Genomic DNA, 17,485 nt, shown 5'->3' on the forward strand with positions numbered 1-17,485 from the left:
TTGTGTCCACCGCGCCTCGCGCGCCTCACTATGCCGGCTCGTCCCGTTCGGACGGAACGCCTGGCGTGTCCAGTTCATCGTCATCTTCAGCTTCGCTTTCAGCGCATGGTTCGGCCCGGCGCCGGCGTTGGGTCGCCCGCAGCCGCAGCGCGGCATGGCGTCTTGCCGCCACGCTCGCATGCGCAATAGGGACGTGGGGGATCGCCCAGCCGGCCAGCGCCGCGCTGGGCGGCGCGCCCATGAGCACGCCTCCGGGCGCGAGCGTCACCGTGCCGGATGCCGCAGCCAGCGCGGCGGGCCAGGGCGCTTCGTCCGCGCTCATGCGTCAGGCGGCCCAGGCCAGCGCGGCATCCTCTGCCTCGGCTACCGGCGGCTCGGCCGCGTATAGCGTGAAGCAGACCACGCTCGCGAACGGCACCGTCGTGCGCGAGTACCTCTCGCAGGCGGGCACCGTGTTCGGCGTGGCCTGGAGCGGGCCGCAGCCGCCCGACCTCGCGGCGCTGCTCGGCAGCTATTTCCCGCAGTACGTCTCAGGCGTGGAGGCCAATCGCGCGAGAGGCGTGCGCGGTTCCGGCACGGTCGATAACAGCGGCCTCGTCGTGCACTCGGGCGGCCACATGGGCGCCTTCTCCGGCCAGGCGTGGCTGCCGCAGGCGCTGCCGGCCGGCGTCAGCACGTCCGATATCCAATAACGACCGGGAGGCGACGTGTCCAGCTACGGAATCCTCAACGCCTTCGTTCGCGCGCTGCGCGCGCCGCGCGCCTTTTCGTGTTCTTTCTCGCGTTCCTTCTCGCGTTCGTTCCTCTTTGCCGCGCTGCTCGCGCTCACGGCGGGCCTTGCCGCCTGCGGCGGCGGTGGCGGCTCTTCCAATGGCGGCTCCAGCAGCTCTGCTAGCAGCGGCGCAAGCGGTAGCAGTGGCGACATCGCCTCGCTGCCCGCGGGTCCCCAGCAGCAGCCCATCGCCGCCACGGCTGCGAACACCGTGGCCGTGACCGTGAACCGGGGCATCACCGGCAACATGCCCAACATTCCCACGGTGAGCGTGACGATCTGCGTGCCAAGTACCGGCACGTGCCAGACGATCAACAACATTCAGGTCGACACGGCTTCGTTCGGTCTGCGCGTGCTTGCCTCGGCGCTCGGCACCTTCAACAGCACCTTGCCCACGACCACCAGCAACGGCGCCACGCTCGCGGAATGCACAGCGTTCGCCGACGGCTACACGTGGGGCACGGTGCGTAGCGCCGACGTGAAGATCGGTGGCGAGACGGCCAGCGGCATTCCGATCCAGGTGATCGGCGACCTCGCAACGTCCACGGTCCCGACGGCCTGCTCGAACTTCGGCCCCGCGCAGAATTCCACGCAGGCGCTCGGCGCGAACGGCATTCTCGGTGTCGGCGTTGCACCGTGGGATTGCGGCTCGGGTTGCACGAGCGCCAGCACGAGCAATTACTACGCGTGCCCCAACGGCACCAACAGTAACAACTGCGCCACCACGGCCGTTGCGCTGAACAACCAGGTGGCCAATCCCGTCCCGCACCTCCCCGTCGACAACAACGGCGTGATCCTGCAGATGCCGCCCATCTCCAACAGCGGGCAGGCCTCGGCCACGGGCACGCTGGTGTTCGGCATCGGCACGCAGTCGAACAACGCGATACCGACCTCCGTGCAGCGCTTCGCGACCAACCATTGGGGCAATATGACCGGCTCGTACAACGGGCGTTCGCTAGGGGCGTTCCTCGACTCGGGCTCGAACGGCATCTTTTTCTCCGATGGCGGCATTGCGCAGTGCGGCGGCAATCTCGGCACGTTCTACTGCCCGGCCAAGCCGCTCGCGCTCAGCGCGACGCTCACCGACGCGAACGGCATTTCGGGCAACGTGAACTTCAACGTGGTGAGCGCGTCGGCGCTGCTCAACAGCGGCAGCAACTTCGCGCTCAACGACCTCGCCGGATCGTTTGGGTCGAGCGCAGACCTCGACCTCGGTTTGCCGTTCTTCTACGGGCGCTATGTGTATTACGGCCAGGATCAGGCGATCAACGCAACGGGCACGCAGAAGCCCTACGTGGCCTTCTGACCTTCTGACACGCCGTGTCTTCTGCGCGTCCGCCGCCGCTGTGGCGGGCGCGCATGCCTGGCACACCGCCCGATGCGTGCCGGGCGCTTTTGTTCTCCTGCCTTCGTTCTCCCTTCGTTCTCCGCTTCCCGCGCAGCAATCCCATCCCGCGAAATACCCCGGTTTCCCTGCCTTACTCCGCCAATCGCCGCTTGCGCCCCGAGGCAATAATCGCTCTCACTGAAAAAGGGCGTGCGCCGTCACCGCAGGGGTGGCGGGTGCGCGTGCGCCGCCGACCGGAGCATCCGTGGCAGAGGACAGCGACCTCGAAAAGACCGAATCAGCCACTCCCAAGCGCCTCGAAAAGGCGCGTGAGGAGGGGCAGGTCGCGCGTTCGCGGGAGCTTGCCACGTTCGCGCTGCTCTCGGCGGGCTGCTTTGGCGCGTGGATGCTCTCGGGCACCATCGGCGAGCATCTGCAAACGATGTTGCGCGGCGCGCTCACCTTCAACCACGCGGGCGCCTTCGAGACGAAACGCATGCTCACGGGCGCCGGCGTGGCCGCGCGCGAAGGCCTCTTCGCGCTCTTGCCCGTGCTGTTGCTGACCGGCGCGGCCGCGCTGCTCGCGCCCATGGCGCTGGGCGGCTGGCTGTTCTCGACCCGGTCGCTGGAGATGAAATTCAGCCGCCTCAATCCGGTGTCCGGGCTCGGGCGCATCTTTTCGGTGAACGGGCCGATCCAGCTTGGCATGTCGCTCGCGAAGACGCTCGTGGTGGGCGGCATCGGCGGCTCGGCGCTGTGGGTGCGGCGCGACGAGATCCTCGGCCTCGCCATGCAGCCCCCGCCGCGCGCATTCGCCGAAGCATTCCATCTGATCGCCGTGTGCTGCGGCACGACCGTCGCGGGCATGTTCGTGGTGGCCGCCATCGACGTGCCGTACCAGCTCTGGTCGTATCACCGCAAGCTGCGCATGACCAAGGAAGAAGTGAAGCGCGAGCACCGCGAGAACGAAGGCGACCCGCACGTGAAAGGCCGCATTCGCCAGCAGCAGCGCGCCATGGCGCGCCGCCGCATGATGACGCAGGTGCCCAAGGCCGACGTCGTGGTGACCAACCCGACGCACTTCGCCGTCGCGCTCCAATACACCGATGGCGAAATGCGTGCGCCCAAAGTGGTCGCCAAGGGCGTGAACCTCGTGGCGGCGCGTATCCGCGAACTCGCCGCCGAGCACAACGTGCCGCTGCTCGAAGCGCCGCCGCTCGCCCGCGCGCTCTACTACAACGTCGATATCAACCGCGAGATTCCCGGCCCGCTCTATGGCGCGGTCGCGCAGGTGCTCGCGTGGGTCTACCAGTTGAAGCGCTTTCGCGAACATGGCGGCGACGTGCCGATGGCGCCGACCGATCTCGACGTGCCGCCTGAGCTAGACAAGGGCGCCATAAGCGACGAAGACGCCGCCGACGAAGCCGACGAGGCGCTCTCGCCCGAGGACCGCACGGCCAGCGGCAAGGCACCCGGTAGCGCACCAAACGCGGCATCGAATACCGCATCAAGCACAGCATCAAGCACCGCATCAACGAATACCGCGCGCAACGCGGATTCCAATGCGAATCGCACTGACACGCGCAACGCAGCGAGCAATAACGCGCGCGGCGGCAATGAAGGAGCCACAGAATGAACGCCCGCACCGGTTTCCTCGCGCGGCGCCCGGAGGTGCTGCAAAGCACGAATCTGCGCGCGCTCGCTGGACCGATCCTGATCTGCATGATCCTCGGCATGATGATTCTGCCGTTGCCGCCGTTCCTGCTCGATCTGCTGTTCACCTTCAACATCGCGCTTTCGGTGATGGTGCTGCTCGTCAGCATGTACACCATGAAGCCGCTCGATTTCGCGGCGTTCCCGAGCGTGCTGCTGTTCTCCACGCTCTTGCGCCTCTCGCTGAACGTGGCCTCCACGCGCGTCGTGCTGCTCGAAGGCCACACCGGCCCGGGCGCGGCCGGCCAGGTGATCGAGTCGTTCGGCCACTTCCTCGTGGGCGGCAACTTCGCCGTGGGTATCGTCGTGTTCGTGATCCTCATGGTGATCAACTTCATGGTGATCACCAAGGGCGCGGGGCGGATCGCGGAAGTGTCGGCGCGCTTCACGCTCGACGCCATGCCCGGCAAGCAGATGGCGATCGACGCCGACCTCAACGCCGGCCTCATCAACGAGGAAGCCGCGCGCAAGCGCCGCACCGAGATCGCCCAGGAAGCCGAGTTCTACGGCTCGATGGACGGCGCAAGCAAGTTCGTGCGCGGCGACGCCATCGCGGGCCTCTTGATCATGGCGATCAACATCATCGGCGGGCTGATTGTGGGCGTCGTGCAGCACGGCATGCCGTTCGCGGCGGCGGGCGAGACCTACACGCTGCTTACCATCGGCGATGGCCTCGTCGCGCAGATCCCGTCGCTCGTGATCTCGACGGCAGCGGGCGTGATCGTCTCGCGCGTGGCGACCAACGAGGACATCGGCACGCAGCTTACCGGCCAGCTTTTCACGAACCCGCGCGTGCTGATGATCACCGGCACCATCATCCTCGTGATGGGCCTGATTCCGGGCATGCCGCACTTCGCGTTCTTGCTGCTGGGCGCGGGCGCGATCCAGCTCGGCCGCGTGATGAAAAAGAGCGCCGAGGCGAAGAAGGCGAGCGCCGTGCTCGCGGAAGTCTTGCCGGCCGCAGCCGCCCCCACCGAGAACGCGGAGGCGAGCTGGGACGACGTGGCGCTCATCGACACGCTCGGGCTCGAAGTGGGCTACCGCATCATTCCGCTCGTCGACAAAAACACCGACGGCGAACTGCTCAAGCGCATCAAGAGCATCCGCAAGAAGTTCGCGCAGGAAATCGGCTTTTTGCCGCCGGTCATTCATATTCGCGACAACCTGGAGCTACGCCCGAACGCCTACCGCATCGCGCTCAAGGGCGTGGAAGTGGGCTCGGGCGAGGCGTTTCCGGGCCAGTGGCTCGCGATCAATCCGGGGCAGGTGAGCGCGGTGGTGCCCGGCACGCCGACCACCGACCCGGCGTTCGGGCTGCCCGCGATCTGGATCGACTCGAACATGCGCGAGCAGGCCCAGGTGTTCGGCTATACCGTGGTCGATTCGAGCACCGTGGTGGCGACGCACCTCAATCACCTCGTGGTGACGCACGCCGCCGAACTGCTCGGGCGCCGCGAAGTGCAGGCGCTCATCGAGCGCGTGCAGAAGGACACGCCATCGCTCGTGGACGACCTCGTGCCGAAGGTGCTGGCGCTCACGACGCTGCAAAAGGTGCTGCAGAACCTGCTGGAAGAAGGCGTGCCGATTCGCGACATGCGCACGATCATGGAGTCGCTGGCGGAGCACGCGCCGCGCATGCCCGACGCGCACGACCTCACGGCGGCGGTGCGCATCTCGCTGGGCCGCGCGATCACGCAGCAGTGGTTCCCCGGCAACGGCGACATGCAGGTGATGGGGCTCGACGCCAATCTCGAACGCGTGCTGTCGCAGACACTCACCTCCGGGCCAAACCCGGGGCTGGAGCCGGGCCTCGCGCATACGCTGCTCACGCAGACCGAAATGGCGATGGGGCGTCAGCAGGCGCTGGGACTCGCGCCCGTGCTGCTGGTGCAGCATGCGCTGCGGCCGATGCTCTCGCGCTTTTTGCGCCGGAGTCTGCCGCAGTTGAAGGTGCTCTCGTATGCCGAGGTGCCGGATACGCGCAATGTGCGGGTGGTGAATGGGGTGGGGGCGGGGTGAGGTGGGGGCGCTGACGCGCGCCCAAATTGGAAGCGGGCCTGCTCAACGCGGGCCTTGTCGCTTTTTCAACTCACAGCTCGCTCACTTTCACCGCGACCATGGGTTCGTTCTGGCGAGCCCTGACGATGCGGCACAGCTCGATATCTTCGAGCGCCTCGCATAGCGTCTCCCACAATCCAGCCGGCACGAGGAACGCCACGGGCTTGCTGTCTTGCAGGACGGCCACCGGATGATCGGCCGACGCCACAATGGCTTCGAGGCGGGTTTTCAGGTCTTCGATGTCGACTGAATCCTGAGGGGTTAGCGTTTCCATCGTGTGGATTCTCCGTGGTGAAAGGCAGGGGCTGGCGGTTGCGCAACATGGCCTTCGCCGGGGCCAGGGCGCCACTTTAAGGGCTCCGCACCGACCTACGCCTTGCTTCGAATCAAGGCGCATGGCCCCGATGATCGACCTGCACCGCCGCCTCGCGCACAACCACAGGCGCCTCCCCCCATCCCCCGAATTACCCACCTTTCCCCGCCCTGATCCACCGATCGTCGAGGGCTCACCTTCGAAATAATTCCAACATCGGAGAAGGGTCCGCGCGAGAGCGCCAGGCTCGCAGCCATCCAGACGTGATCGACCGGCGGCACAGGCCGCCCACCTCATCAGGGGCATAGCTTGAACATTCGCAAATTCATCGGTGGCACCAGCCGCGACGCGTTGCGCCTCGTGCGCGAAGCGCTGGGTGCGGACGCCGTCGTGCTGTCGAACCGTACGCTCGACGATGGCAGCGTCGAGATCGTCGCGCTCGCGGACCGCGACCTCGCGGCGATCGCGCCGGCGGATGGCGGAGCGCCCTCTGGCGGCGCGCCTTCCGCAGGCGCTGCGTTCGGCAACGGTCAGGCACAAGGCGGCGCGGGCTTCGCGGCAAAGCCGCCGCGTACTGCCTTTGGCGCACAGCCCGCCGCGAACGCAGCGGTACCCGCCGCCGTGGCCGCTCCCGTGGGCAACCCCTACGCAAGCGGCGGCATGCCCGACGTGTTCTCGTCGGTGTTCGGCGCGAGCCCGGAAGTGGGTGTCGAGCGCGACGCCACCGGATCGAACGCCCACGCGCACGACGAAGCGCACGACGAAGCCGACGGCGGCGACGACGCCACCGTCTCGCTCGCGCAAGCCACCCAGGCGAAGCTCAGCGCCGAAGCCTCCGAAGCCGTGGCGCAGCCGTTCGCGGCCTCGCGTGCAGCAGCCGCCCAGGCCGCGCAGCAGTTGACGATGCCGCCGACCGCGCAGACGATGCAAGCCGCCCAGCCGTTCGGCGCCGCGCGGACTGCTAGCGCCATGAGCCGCGCTCTGGCGAGCGTAGCGGACCGCGACGCCGCCATGCGGCTCGAACAGGCTGCCACACAGCCGCTAGCCGATCCATCTGGCGCGCCGCGCACGATGGCCGAATCGAACCCCTGGCTGATCGATCACGCACGCCGCATTGCGAGCCAGCAGTCGGGCCAGCAGGATCAAGCCCAGCAGGCCGGCATGACGCCCGCAGCCGCCATGGCGCGCGGTCTCGGCGTGGCCGCCGACCCCGTGCATGCCGCCGATGTCGAGGCGAGCACCCCCGAATGGGCGCGCCAGGCCGCGCACGTCGCGGCGCGTCGCGCCGCCCGCAGCATCGGCCAGAGCCCGGATGCGGCCGGCCCGGCACCCGTCGCCCATGGCGCCGCCAATGTCGCCAACGTTGCTCATGTCACCCACGCCGCGCAGCACGCCTCGGCCACCGCAACCACCACGGCCGCATCAATGGCCCAGCCCGCCGCGTCCAGCACCGCACACACAGTGAGCGAGGCGATCCGCGCGCGCATCGAGCAGGTCGTCAACGAAACCGTCATGCATGAGCTCGCCTCCATGCGCGGCATGATGGAAGAGCAGTTCGCGGGCCTCCTGTGGGGCGAGCGCCAGCGCCGCAACCCGGTGCAGAGCACGCTCACGAAGCAGCTTTTCGCGGCCGGTTTCTCGGCGCAGCTCGTGAAGATGGTGGTCGACCGCCTGCCCAGCGTGGAAACCGAAGAAGCCGGCATGGAATGGGTGCAGTCGGTGCTCGAAGCGAACCTGCCCGTGCTCGAAGACGAAGAGTCGCTCATGGAGCGCGGCGGCGTGTTCGCGCTGATGGGTCCGACCGGCGTGGGCAAGACCACGACCACGGCGAAGCTCGCCGCGCGCTGCGTGATGCGCTTCGGCGCGAGCAAGGTCGCGCTGCTCACGACCGACAGCTACCGTATCGGCGGCCACGAGCAACTGCGCATCTTCGGCAAGATCCTCGGCGTTTCCGTGCACGCGGTGCGCGACGGCGCGGATCTGCAACTCGCGCTCACCGAACTCAAGAGCAAGCACATCGTGCTGATCGATACGATCGGCATGAGCCAGCGCGACCGCGCCGTGGCCGACCAGATCGCCATGCTGTGCAGCGCGGGCCGTCCGGTGCAGCGCCTGCTGCTGCTTTCGGCGACGAGCCACGGCGACACGCTCAACGAAGTCGTGCAGGCGTACCAGAGCGGCCCGGACAACTCGCCGCTCACGGGCTGCATCCTCACCAAGCTCGACGAGGCGACCAACCTCGGCAGCACGCTCGACACGGTCCTGCGCTACAAGCTGCCGGTGCACTACGTCTCGACAGGCCAGAAGGTGCCCGAGAACCTGTACGTGGCCACGCGCCGCTTCCTCGTGCGCAGCGCGTTCTGCGTGCCGCGCGAGCGCTCGCCGTTCGTGCCGCACGAGGACGACATTCCCGCGCTGCTCTCCGCGCTCTCGACGCGTTCGAACACACAAGCCCCCGAGGTCCGGTTTGGATAAGTTCGTGATCGATCAGGCAGAAGGCCTGCGACGGCTGCTCGCGCGCGAAGGCTCGCGCGTGATCGCCGTGGCGGGCGGCCCCGGCGCTCCCGGGCGCACGACCGTCGTGATCAATCTTGCGGCTGCGCTCACGGCCCAGGGCAAGGACGTGCTCGTCATCGACGAATGCCTCGGCCCGCGCTCGGTGAACGCGCAGCTCGGCGGCGTGCGCGGCGCGGGCAGCACCTCCGGCCGCTTTGCAGGAAGCCTCGCAGGCAACGTCGCCAGAAGCCTCGCAGATAACTTCGCGGCGGTGATGCGCGGGGAGATGGCGCTGGACGAAGCCGTGGGGCGCCATGCGCTCGGCTTCGGCGTGCTGGCCGCGCCGCGCGAGCCGCGCGCGCCGTACACGCAGGCGCAGATGAACGCGCAGTTGAGCAAAGTGCTGGCCGGTCCCGCCGATTTCGTGCTGATCGACGCTCAACTCGACGCCGAAGGCGCGCTCTCGCCGCTCGCACTGCATGCGCACGACGTGCTGATCGTGATGCGCGTGGCCGCGCAGGCGATCACCGACGCCTACGCATGCATAAAGCGGCTGCATTTCGCGCACGCGATCGGCCAGTTCCGCGTACTCGCAAACCACGTGGCGAGCACCACCGACGCGCAAGCCGCACTCGAGAATCTCGCGGACGTGGCGAGCCGCTACCTCACGGTGTCGCTCGAAAGCGCGGGCAGCGTGGCCGCCGACCCGCACATGCCGCGCGCGCTGCAACTGGCGCGCTGCATCGTCGATGCATTTCCGTCGACGGCCGCCGCGCGCGATTTTCGCCACGTGGCCGCCGAGTTGCCGCACTGGCCGATGCGCCCCGCGCTTGCGGCCTCGGGCGACGCCCAGGCACTTCCGGCAAACGCGGCAAACCCGGCCAATTCAGCAGATTCATTCGTTTCATCGGTCACGGGCGTTCCATCCGCGCCTGCGCCGGCTCATGCGCGATGGCGGGCGGACCCGCCCGTGCAGCGCACGGCCCATCAGCACGCGTGACGGACATAGGAGAGCCAGATGTACAACGCTCAGGGAAAGATTTCGCAGGCCGCTGTGCTCGCGAAATACGCGCCGCTGGTACGGCGGCTGGGACTGCAACTCGTGGCGAAGATGCCGGCGAGCGTGGATCTCGACGACTTGATTCAGGCCGGCATGATCGGCTTGCTCGACGCGGCGAATCGCTACAAGGAAGACCAGGGCGCGCAGTTCGAGACTTACGCGAGCCAGCGCATTCGCGGCGCGATGCTCGACGAACTGCGCAGCAACGACTGGCTGCCGCGCAGCCTGCGGCGCACCTCGCGCGAAGTGGAAAGCGCGGTGCATAAGGTGGAGCAGCGGCTTGGCCGCTCGGCGAGCGAAACCGAGATCGCCGAGCATTTGCAGATGCCGCTCGACGAGTTCCAGAGCATGTTGCAGGACCTGCACGGCAGCCAGCTCATCTACTACGAGGACTTCGACCGCGCCGCCGACGACGAGCCGTTCCTCGACCGCTATTGCGTCGATCACTCGGACCCGCTCTCGGCGCTGCTCGACGACAGCCTGCGCGGCGCGCTGGTCGAAGCGATCGAGCGGCTGCCCGAGCGCGAGAAGCTGCTCATGTCGCTCTACTACGAGCGCGGCATGAACCTGCGCGAGATTGGTGCGGTGCTGGAGGTGAGCGAGTCGCGCGTGTGCCAGTTGCACAGCCAGGCCGTCGCGCGCCTGCGCGCGCGGCTGCGCGAGATGGCCTGGGCGGACACGGAGAATTAATCATCAGGCGCGGCGCCGGGGTTTGGGCGCCCGACAGGGAGGGGAAGCCGGGGCGCGGGAGCGTCCCGGCTTTTTTTGTTGTCGTGAGCGCGGCCTGAGGACTTTGCTGAGACGGCTTGCTACGCGACATTGAAACCTACATTGGCCGCTGCAATATTCAGAAGAAGGCAATATAAATCAATGGGTTGCGAGTCATTTTTGCGCCCGCCGATCCCTACATTCAACCGGACAATTCCAGTGCTCCGGACGTTCGCGGCGCACTCCCAGTGCACCCCCAGTGCACCCCACGCTGCGCCCCAAAACAAAAAAGCCGAAGCCCGCCCGCTTCGGCTTTCCAATCCCCCACCCAACCCCTCACCGCACAAAAACCCCGCCTACAACCCAAACGCCGGCAACCGTCCATCCGGCCCATACAACATCGACCCACCGCCACCCGTTTCACCACGCAGGATCGCGAGCGCCCGGCGGTTATGTTCCATGCGCGTGCGGATCATCATGCCGATCGTGAGGTTCTGGCGGCGCGCGCGCTCGGTCGAGCCCTTGAGCAGCGCCCATTGACCCGCGAGCCGCGCGTCGCCGTCGCAGGCCATCTCGATGCCTTTGCGTCCGCCCGGCAGGCCGAGCCCGGCCAGTTGCGCGTCGCGCGCCTTCTCAAGCCCCGCGAGACGCTGCGTGAGCGTCGCCTTCTCTTCGACGATGCGCGGCAGCGTGCCGATGCCGTCCGCCGTCGTGAGCGCCTTCTCCTCGAAGGCGAGCAGCGAGGCGAACGCCTCAACCGCGGCGTGTTCGTCGATCAATGTGGCGAGAAGCGCGTCTTTCATCGGGGACCACCTGAAAATGCGGATTGCGGGCCGGCGCGTGCCGCGGTGCTCCCGCGCCCGTGCCCGCCTGTGCTGTTAGCCGCCCGAGGCCGGCTTGAGCAGGCCGCGCGCGGTTTCGATAATGCCGTCGGCGATCTTGCCGGCGTCGATTTGCAGCGTGCCGTTCTTGATGGCGTCCTTGATCGACTGGACCTGACCCATGTCGATGTCGGCGGCGCCGCTCGCTGCGAGCGAGCGCAGCGAGGAGGAAAGCGACGAAAGACTCACGTTGGCATCTCCGCTGGTGCCCGATGCAATGGCGCTCGATGCGGCGCCGGATGCCGTGCCGCTGGCGCCCAGCGCGCTCGCGGATTCGCCTTGCTGAGTGCGCGCCGGGCCATCCTGGAGCGAGCGCGCGTCGTTGCGAGGGGAGGGGTCGATTTTCACGATATGGCTTCCTGATCCGTATGGCCTTGATAACGGCAACGGCTCGCGCGAACTTTAGCGCGAAAATCCTGCCGTTACATGCTGTTACGTATCCTTGCGCCCACTGCCGCCCCCTCCGCCACACCTTCGCCACACCGCGTTTTCCGAGCTTTCCCCGATCCGCGAGGTTTCCAGAATCCGCGGTTTCCAGGACTCGCGCCCTAAATTTGCACCTGCACCGTTGCGGCGTCTTTCACGACACCGCTGATGATCTGCCCGCCGGCTGTGCGCACGCGCACCATCTGGCCGGGCGCGGCGTTGTTGAGCACGCTGCCTTCCGAGGAAATCGTGAAGTTCGAGCCCACGGCGATCACCTTGACCGTCTGGCCGATCACCACCGAGGAGGCGCTGCGCAGCATGTCCGTGCGCAGCGGCAGGCCTGCCGTGATGCGCGCGAGCGCGACCGCGCCATTGGCTTGCGTGGGATCGGTGATGATGGTTCGCGGCAGGCTCGCGAGGTCGCCCTCGCGCGGCGCGAAGTCGGCGGCGGAGAGCGTCTGGCCCGCGTCGACTTGGCGGGCGGCCACGTAATAAGTGATGTCGACGGCCACGCGCCCCACCACGTAGAGCGTCCACGGCTTCGCGCCGACGCAGCGCACGCCCACGGTCGTGCGGCCCCACATGCGCGCGCCGGGCGGCATGAAGGGCTCGAGCGCGGCGCAGGCGGCGAGGCCGCGCGGGAAGACCGTCCCGACCGTGATGCTCACCTTGCCCGGCAAGCCCGCTGATTGCTGCTGGAGGAAGGCGAGCGCGGTGGCGCGGATGCGCTCGCCGTCTTCCTGGCCGGCCGGTATTTGCGCGGTCTGGCCGTAGGCCACGGCGCTGATGCTTGCGGCGGGCGAAGGACGGGCGGCAACAGTCGGCGCACGCGTTTCCGGCGCACGCGACACCGGCACGGCGGGCAGTCTTGCGGCGCCAGCCGGCGCGGCGGTTTCGACGACGACGGGCGCAACGGCGCGCGACGGCGTGACGACGTTCACGCGCATCGGCTGCACGGCGCGCGCTAGAGCGGGACGCATCGCGGGCGTTGCCGGTACGCCAGGTGTACCAGGTGCGCCCGGCGCGGGAATCGTGACGATCTCGGGCGTCGCCGCTTCGGCTGTACGTCCGCGCTCGCCGGGCCCGGGGATCGTGATCATGCCCGGCTGGCTTTGCGCTTGCGCCAGCTCTTGTTGCCGGTTTAGTGCATCGCTTTGCGCGCCGCGCGCGAGCATGGCCGCGTTCTGCGCATAGGCGTTTGCGTTGATGTTGGCGTTGGCGTTGACGTTGCCATTGACCGAGGCCCCCATCGAGCCGGCACCGCCGCCCGGCTTCGCCTTGCTCGCCTGGGCGAGCATCGCGTTCATCTGCGCGGCGTCCGAGCCCGCGCGATCGCCGGGCCCCGCAATATAGATCTGCTGATCTGGCGCTTCGCTTTGCGCGTGCGCCGCGCCGCTCAGGGTCAATGCGGCGGCGACGCCCAGCGCCGCAAGCGCGGGAGCCAGCGCGCGCATGGCCGAACCTCGGTGCGCGCGGCTCGCCGCTGCCGCGCGGCGCGCGCGCAAGGGGGCTGTCTGCGGCATCGTCGTTCTCCATTCATTGCATTGACACGCCTCGCATTCTAGGCGGCGCACCCTGCGCGCTTGCGTCGAATAGAGGGGGCCTTTACCGGCTATTCGTCCGATTGGTTCTTGCCAGCCACGCCTAACATTCGTCTCCATGCGAAAAGGCCTTTGCGCCTTGCCCGGTTGCCGGATGCGCAATGCATGCGCTCATGCGCGCCCCGCGCAGCCCCTCATTTCGAGTCACGGAGAACGCCCGATGCTGGACAAACTCGACGCCGAATTCGCCTTTGGCCGCGAAGCGCTCGATGTGCGCGCAACGCGCCAGGCGTTGCTGTCCTCGAACATCGCGAACGCCGATACGCCGGGCTACCGGGCACGCGATGTCGATTTTTCGGCTTCGCTCGCGGGTGCGCTCAAACAGGCGGGCGCGGCCACGCCGGGCGTCGCTACGTCGGGCGTCGCTACGCCGGGCGCTTCCGCCGCAACGGGTGCAGCGGGTGGAGCCCGCGGCAACTTCCAGCCGCTCGCGCTGGCGCAGCCTGCCGGCGTGACGAGCGGCATGTCGATGGCCGCGACCGAGGCGGGCCACATGGGCGGCAACGCGAAGCTGATCCCGACCGGCGGCCCGGCGGACACCTACAAAAGCCCGGTGATGTACCGCATCCCGACGCAGCCCGCGCTCGACGGCAACACCGTCGATCTCGACACCGAGCGCGTGCAGTTCGCCGACAACGCGCTGCACTTCGAGTCGGGCATGACGGTGCTTTCGCAACAGATCAAGACGATGCTCTCGGCGATCCAGTCGGGTTCGAGCTGACACAAACGTTAAGCAGGCAAAGACGCAATAGCCATCCGAAAGGACAACGAAACCATGCCATCCCTGATGAATATCTTCAGCGTTGCGGGCTCCGCCATGTCGGCGGAGTCGCAGCGCCTGAACGTGACGGCGTCCAATCTCGCCAACGCCGACAGCACGACCGGCCCCGACGGCCAGCCCTACAAGGCCAAGCAGGTCGTGTTCGCGGTCAACCCGCTCGGCGGCGCGCACACCGCGTCGGGCCAGCAGGTGGGCGGCGTGAAAGTGACGGGCGTGATCGACGATCCGACGCCCATGAAGCAGAGCTACGAGCCCGACAACCCCGCGGCGGATGCCAATGGCTACGTCACGATGCCGAACGTGGACCCGGTGCAGGAGATGGTGAACATGATCTCGGCCTCGCGCTCGTATCAAGCCAACATCGAAACCCTGAACACCGCCAAGACGCTGATGCTCAAGACGCTGACCATCGGCACCTGAGCGTCGGCACCTGAGCAGCGCTGCGCGAGAACGGGACATCGCGCAACACCGCGCAACATCGAGCAACACCGAGCGTATCCGAGGAGAACGCGTTGACCTCCAGCAACACCACCATCGGCGGCAGCTCCGCCACCGTGTCGCAGCAACTGCTCGACACCATGAACCCGTCGGCCGCATCGGGCACGTCGGGCGCTTCGGGCAAATCCTCGACGAGCGGCACGAGCGGCAGCGATCTGCAAAACACCTTCCTGCAACTGCTCGTCACGCAGTTGAAGAACCAGGATCCGACCAATCCGATGGACAGCTCGCAGATGACCTCGCAGCTCGCGCAGATCAACACGGTCACGGGCATCCAGCAGCTCAACACGTCGCTCTCGTCGTTGTCGACGCAACTTTCGGCGGGCCAGAACGCGCAGGCCGCGCTGCTGATCGGCTCGACCGTGCTCGCGCCGGGCAACAGCATGACGGTGGCGAGCGGCGCGGCGCCGCAACTGGGCGTGACGCTGCCCTCGGCGGCCTCGGACGTGAAGCTCACGATCACCAACGCGGCGGGCCAGGTCGTCAACACGCTCGATCTCGGCGCGCAGTCGGCGGGCACGGTGCCCATCACCTGGAACGGCACCGACGCGGCGGGCAACGCCGTCGCCGACGGCACCTACACGGTGAGCGCGAGCGCGACCGTCAACGGCCAGGCCGGCACGGCCACGGCGCTCGTCGCGAGCAAGGTGCAGGCCGTGATCCAGCAATCGGACGGCGGCGCGAGCCTCTCGCTCGCCAACGGCAAGACGGTCTCGCTCTCGGGCGTGGCCGGCATTCTCTGAACCAGACAAGACACACGCGGAGTAGACACTCATGGGCTACCAGCAAGGATTGAGCGGCCTCGCCGCTGCGTCGAACGATCTCGACGTCATCGGCAACAACATTGCCAACGCGAACACGGTGGGCTTCAAGCAGAGCACGGCGCAGTTCGCGGACGTCTATGCGAATACCGTCGCCACCTCGGTCAACACGCAGATCGGCCTGGGCGCGGCGCTCTCGCAAGTACAGCAGAACTTCTCGCAAGGCACGATCACCACGACCGGCCAGGCGCTCGACGTCGCCATCAACGGCAACGGCTTCTTCCAGATGTCGAACAACGGCACCGTCACCTATTCGCGCAATGGCGTGTTCCAGCTCAACAAGGACGGCTATATCACCGACGCGGCGGGTAACGACCTGATGGGCTACGCGGCCGGCACGAACAGCGTCGTGAACTCGGCGCAGACGGTGCCGCTTCAGGTGCCCACGACCAATATCTCGCCGGTCACGACGAGCAGCATCACGGCCCAGTTGAACCTGAACGCGCAGTCCACCGTGCCCACGGCCACGCCGTTCGACGCCACCAATTCGAACACCTACAACTACTCGACGTCGATCACGGCCTACGACTCGCTCGGCGGCACGCAGCAGATCAACATGTATTTCGTGAAGGGCGGCGTGGACGCGAGCGGCAACCAGCAATGGAGCGTCTATTCGGGCGCGGCGGGCGCCGTGCCGTCCACGGCCGCGGGCACGATGACGTTCGACAACACCGGCAAGCTCATGGGCACGGCCGACGCGTCGGGCACGGCGACCTCGCTCGGCCAGATTCCCATCACGATCAACCCGACCGACGGCTCGAAGACGAACCAGGCGATCACGCTGAACTTCACCGGCACGACGCAGTACGGCAGCGCCAACGGCGTGAACAACCTCGCGCAGGACGGCTACGCGAGCGGCACGCTCTCGAACTTCACGATCGGCTCGGACGGCACCATCACCGGCAACTATTCGAACGGTCAGACCAAGACGCTCGGCCAGGTCGTGCTCGCCAACTTCAACAATCCGAACGGCCTGTTGAACCTCGGCGGCAACCAGTTCCAGCAAACGTCCGCCTCGGGCGTGCCGCAGGTCTCCACGCCCGGCAGCACCAACCACGGCTCGCTCACGGGCGGCGCGGTGGAGTCGTCGAACGTCGACCTCACGAACCAGCTCGTCGACCTGATCACGGCGCAGCGCAACTATCAGGCGAACGCGCAGACCATCAAGACGCAGCAGACCGTCGACCAGACGCTGCTGCAGATGTAAGCACGCAGAGCACGCAGGCGCACTCCTTTTTTAAGGCACCGGGCACATCATGGACCGACTGATCTACACCGCGATGACGGGCGCGAGCCAGGCGCTCGAGCAGCAGGCCGTCGTCGCGAACAACCTGGCGAACGTCTCGACCACGGGCTTTCGCGCGCAACTCGCGAATTTCCGCGCCGTGCCGATGTCGTTCGGCGACGGCTCGAGCGTCAACGATGCGACCACGCGCACCTTCGTGCTCTCGTCGACGCCCGGCTCCGACATGACGCCCGGCGCGATCTCGCGCACCGGCAACCCGCTCGACGTCGCCGTGCAGGGCTCGGGCTTTATCTCCGTGCTGACGCCCGACGGCAACGAGGCGTACACGCGCGCGGGCAACCTGCACGTGGACGAAAACGGCCAGCTCGTGACGGCCAGCAACCTCCAGGTGATCGGCGGCGGCGGCCCGATCGCGGTGCCGCCGGGCTCGGCGGTGACGATCGGCAAGGACGGCACCGTCTCGGCGATCGCGCCGGGCAGCCCCGCGAGCGCCATCGCCATGATCGACCAGATCAAGTTCGTGAACCCGCCCGCGGGCTCGCTCACGCGCGGCGACGACGGCCTCTTTCGCACGGCCGACGGCAACCCCGCCGACGCGGACCCGAGCGTGCAGGTGGCGACGGAATCGCTCGAAGGCAGCAACGTGAGCCCGGTGGCGGCCATGGTCTCGATGATCGACAACGCCCGCCAGTTCCAGATGCAGACCAAGCTGCTGCAAACGGCCGACCAGAACGAACAGAGCGCGAACCAGCTGCTCAATTTCAGCTAAGCATTTCCGGAGAAA

The 17,485-nt window shown here is 67.5% G+C and carries 15 protein-coding genes and 1 pseudogene; 12 read left to right on the forward strand and 4 right to left on the reverse strand.

The features are described 5' to 3' along the window. The first annotated feature begins 185 nt into the window (after positions 1-185). The 4 genes and pseudogenes from L5014_RS16635 (at position 186) to flhA (ending at position 5,831) form a co-directional block, all read left to right on the forward strand. The gene (locus tag L5014_RS16635) at positions 186-692 is read left to right on the forward strand and encodes a DUF2844 domain-containing protein (RefSeq protein WP_238464898.1); all 507 of its coding nucleotides are present in this window, start codon (positions 186-188) and stop codon (positions 690-692) included. A 123-nt stretch (positions 693-815) separates the two neighbouring features. Beyond that, positions 816-2,078, forward strand: coding sequence for a DUF3443 domain-containing protein (locus L5014_RS16640; protein WP_238464899.1), 1,263 nt, complete (start codon positions 816-818; stop codon positions 2,076-2,078). Positions 2,079-2,364: 286 nt separating this feature from the next. Continuing rightward, positions 2,365-3,543, forward strand: a pseudogene (flhB, locus tag L5014_RS16645) (flagellar biosynthesis protein FlhB); the annotation flags it as partial. A gap of 188 nt (positions 3,544-3,731) precedes the next feature. Next, positions 3,732-5,831, forward strand: coding sequence for a flagellar biosynthesis protein FlhA (gene flhA / locus L5014_RS16650; protein WP_238464826.1), 2,100 nt, complete (start codon positions 3,732-3,734; stop codon positions 5,829-5,831). A gap of 70 nt (positions 5,832-5,901) precedes the next feature. Here the strand turns inward: flhA and L5014_RS16655 are convergent, their stop codons facing one another. Further along, on the reverse strand, positions 5,902-6,144 hold the full coding sequence (locus tag L5014_RS16655) for an HAD family hydrolase (RefSeq protein WP_238464827.1): 243 nt from the start codon (positions 6,142-6,144) through the stop codon (positions 5,902-5,904). A 348-nt stretch (positions 6,145-6,492) separates the two neighbouring features. Between L5014_RS16655 and flhF the strand changes: the two genes are divergently transcribed. Genes flhF through L5014_RS16670 form a run of 3 tightly spaced genes read left to right on the forward strand, consistent with a single transcriptional unit; the run spans position 6,493 to position 10,429 of the window. Next, a complete protein-coding gene (flhF, locus tag L5014_RS16660; RefSeq protein WP_238464828.1) occupies positions 6,493-8,658 on the forward strand; it encodes a flagellar biosynthesis GTPase FlhF in 2,166 nt (721 codons plus the stop codon). Then, positions 8,651-9,679, forward strand: a complete 1,029-nt coding sequence (locus L5014_RS16665; RefSeq protein WP_238464829.1) for a MinD/ParA family ATP-binding protein — start codon at positions 8,651-8,653, stop codon at positions 9,677-9,679. Before flhF ends, L5014_RS16665 begins: the two co-directional genes overlap by 8 nt. A gap of 18 nt (positions 9,680-9,697) precedes the next feature. Further along, complete coding sequence (locus L5014_RS16670; RefSeq protein ID WP_238464830.1) at positions 9,698-10,429, forward strand: RNA polymerase sigma factor FliA; 732 nt, start codon at positions 9,698-9,700, stop codon at positions 10,427-10,429. A 374-nt stretch (positions 10,430-10,803) separates the two neighbouring features. Here the strand turns inward: L5014_RS16670 and L5014_RS16675 are convergent, their stop codons facing one another. The 3 genes from L5014_RS16675 to flgA form a co-directional block, all read right to left on the reverse strand. Then, positions 10,804-11,250 (reverse strand): flagella synthesis protein FlgN, encoded by a 447-nt coding sequence (locus L5014_RS16675; RefSeq protein WP_238464831.1) that lies wholly within the window; start codon positions 11,248-11,250, stop codon positions 10,804-10,806. 75 nt (positions 11,251-11,325) lie between these two features. Further along, positions 11,326-11,676 carry a flagellar biosynthesis anti-sigma factor FlgM gene (gene flgM / locus L5014_RS16680; protein WP_238464832.1) on the reverse strand — a complete coding sequence of 117 codons (351 nt, stop codon included), beginning with the start codon at positions 11,674-11,676 and terminating at the stop codon, positions 11,326-11,328. Between the two features lie 200 nt (positions 11,677-11,876). Then, on the reverse strand, positions 11,877-13,277 hold the full coding sequence (flgA, locus tag L5014_RS16685) for a flagellar basal body P-ring formation chaperone FlgA (protein WP_238464833.1): 1,401 nt from the start codon (positions 13,275-13,277) through the stop codon (positions 11,877-11,879). Between the two features lie 238 nt (positions 13,278-13,515). On the opposite strand from flgA, the gene L5014_RS16690 reads away from it, so the two are divergent. The 5 genes from L5014_RS16690 (at position 13,516) to flgF (ending at position 17,470) form a co-directional block, all read left to right on the forward strand. Further along, positions 13,516-14,076, forward strand: a complete 561-nt coding sequence (locus L5014_RS16690; protein ID WP_238464834.1) for a flagellar basal body protein — start codon at positions 13,516-13,518, stop codon at positions 14,074-14,076. 54 nt (positions 14,077-14,130) lie between these two features. Beyond that, positions 14,131-14,556, forward strand: coding sequence for a flagellar basal body rod protein FlgC (flgC, locus tag L5014_RS16695; RefSeq protein ID WP_238464835.1), 426 nt, complete (start codon positions 14,131-14,133; stop codon positions 14,554-14,556). A 158-nt stretch (positions 14,557-14,714) separates the two neighbouring features. After that, positions 14,715-15,377 (forward strand): flagellar hook assembly protein FlgD, encoded by a 663-nt coding sequence (locus L5014_RS16700; protein ID WP_238464900.1) that lies wholly within the window; start codon positions 14,715-14,717, stop codon positions 15,375-15,377. Positions 15,378-15,408: 31 nt separating this feature from the next. Next, a complete protein-coding gene (gene flgE / locus L5014_RS16705; RefSeq protein ID WP_238464836.1) occupies positions 15,409-16,662 on the forward strand; it encodes a flagellar hook protein FlgE in 1,254 nt (417 codons plus the stop codon). A 49-nt stretch (positions 16,663-16,711) separates the two neighbouring features. After that, positions 16,712-17,470 carry a flagellar basal-body rod protein FlgF gene (gene flgF / locus L5014_RS16710; protein ID WP_238464837.1) on the forward strand — a complete coding sequence of 253 codons (759 nt, stop codon included), beginning with the start codon at positions 16,712-16,714 and terminating at the stop codon, positions 17,468-17,470. The last annotated feature ends 15 nt before the right edge of the window (positions 17,471-17,485 follow it).

Source organism: Paraburkholderia tagetis (genome assembly GCF_022213065.1).
GTDB classification, from domain to species: domain Bacteria; phylum Pseudomonadota; class Gammaproteobacteria; order Burkholderiales; family Burkholderiaceae; genus Paraburkholderia; species Paraburkholderia tagetis.

Excerpts from the sequence above, each read along its gene's own strand:
- L5014_RS16690 (WP_238464834.1), top strand. The coding sequence starts at position 13,516 with ATGCTGGACAAACTCGACGCCGAATTCGCCTTTGGCCGCGAAGCGCTC.
- flgA (WP_238464833.1), bottom strand. The coding sequence starts at position 13,277 with ATGCCGCAGACAGCCCCCTTGCGCGCGCGCCGCGCGGCAGCGGCGAGC.
- L5014_RS16670 (WP_238464830.1), top strand. The coding sequence starts at position 9,698 with ATGTACAACGCTCAGGGAAAGATTTCGCAGGCCGCTGTGCTCGCGAAA.
- L5014_RS16675 (WP_238464831.1), bottom strand. The coding sequence starts at position 11,250 with ATGAAAGACGCGCTTCTCGCCACATTGATCGACGAACACGCCGCGGTT.
- L5014_RS16700 (WP_238464900.1), top strand. The coding sequence starts at position 14,715 with ATGAACCCGTCGGCCGCATCGGGCACGTCGGGCGCTTCGGGCAAATCC.
- flgE (WP_238464836.1), top strand. The coding sequence starts at position 15,409 with ATGGGCTACCAGCAAGGATTGAGCGGCCTCGCCGCTGCGTCGAACGAT.
- flhA (WP_238464826.1), top strand. The coding sequence starts at position 3,732 with ATGAACGCCCGCACCGGTTTCCTCGCGCGGCGCCCGGAGGTGCTGCAA.
- L5014_RS16655 (WP_238464827.1), bottom strand. The coding sequence starts at position 6,144 with ATGGAAACGCTAACCCCTCAGGATTCAGTCGACATCGAAGACCTGAAA.
- flgF (WP_238464837.1), top strand. The coding sequence starts at position 16,712 with ATGGACCGACTGATCTACACCGCGATGACGGGCGCGAGCCAGGCGCTC.
- flgC (WP_238464835.1), top strand. The coding sequence starts at position 14,131 with ATGCCATCCCTGATGAATATCTTCAGCGTTGCGGGCTCCGCCATGTCG.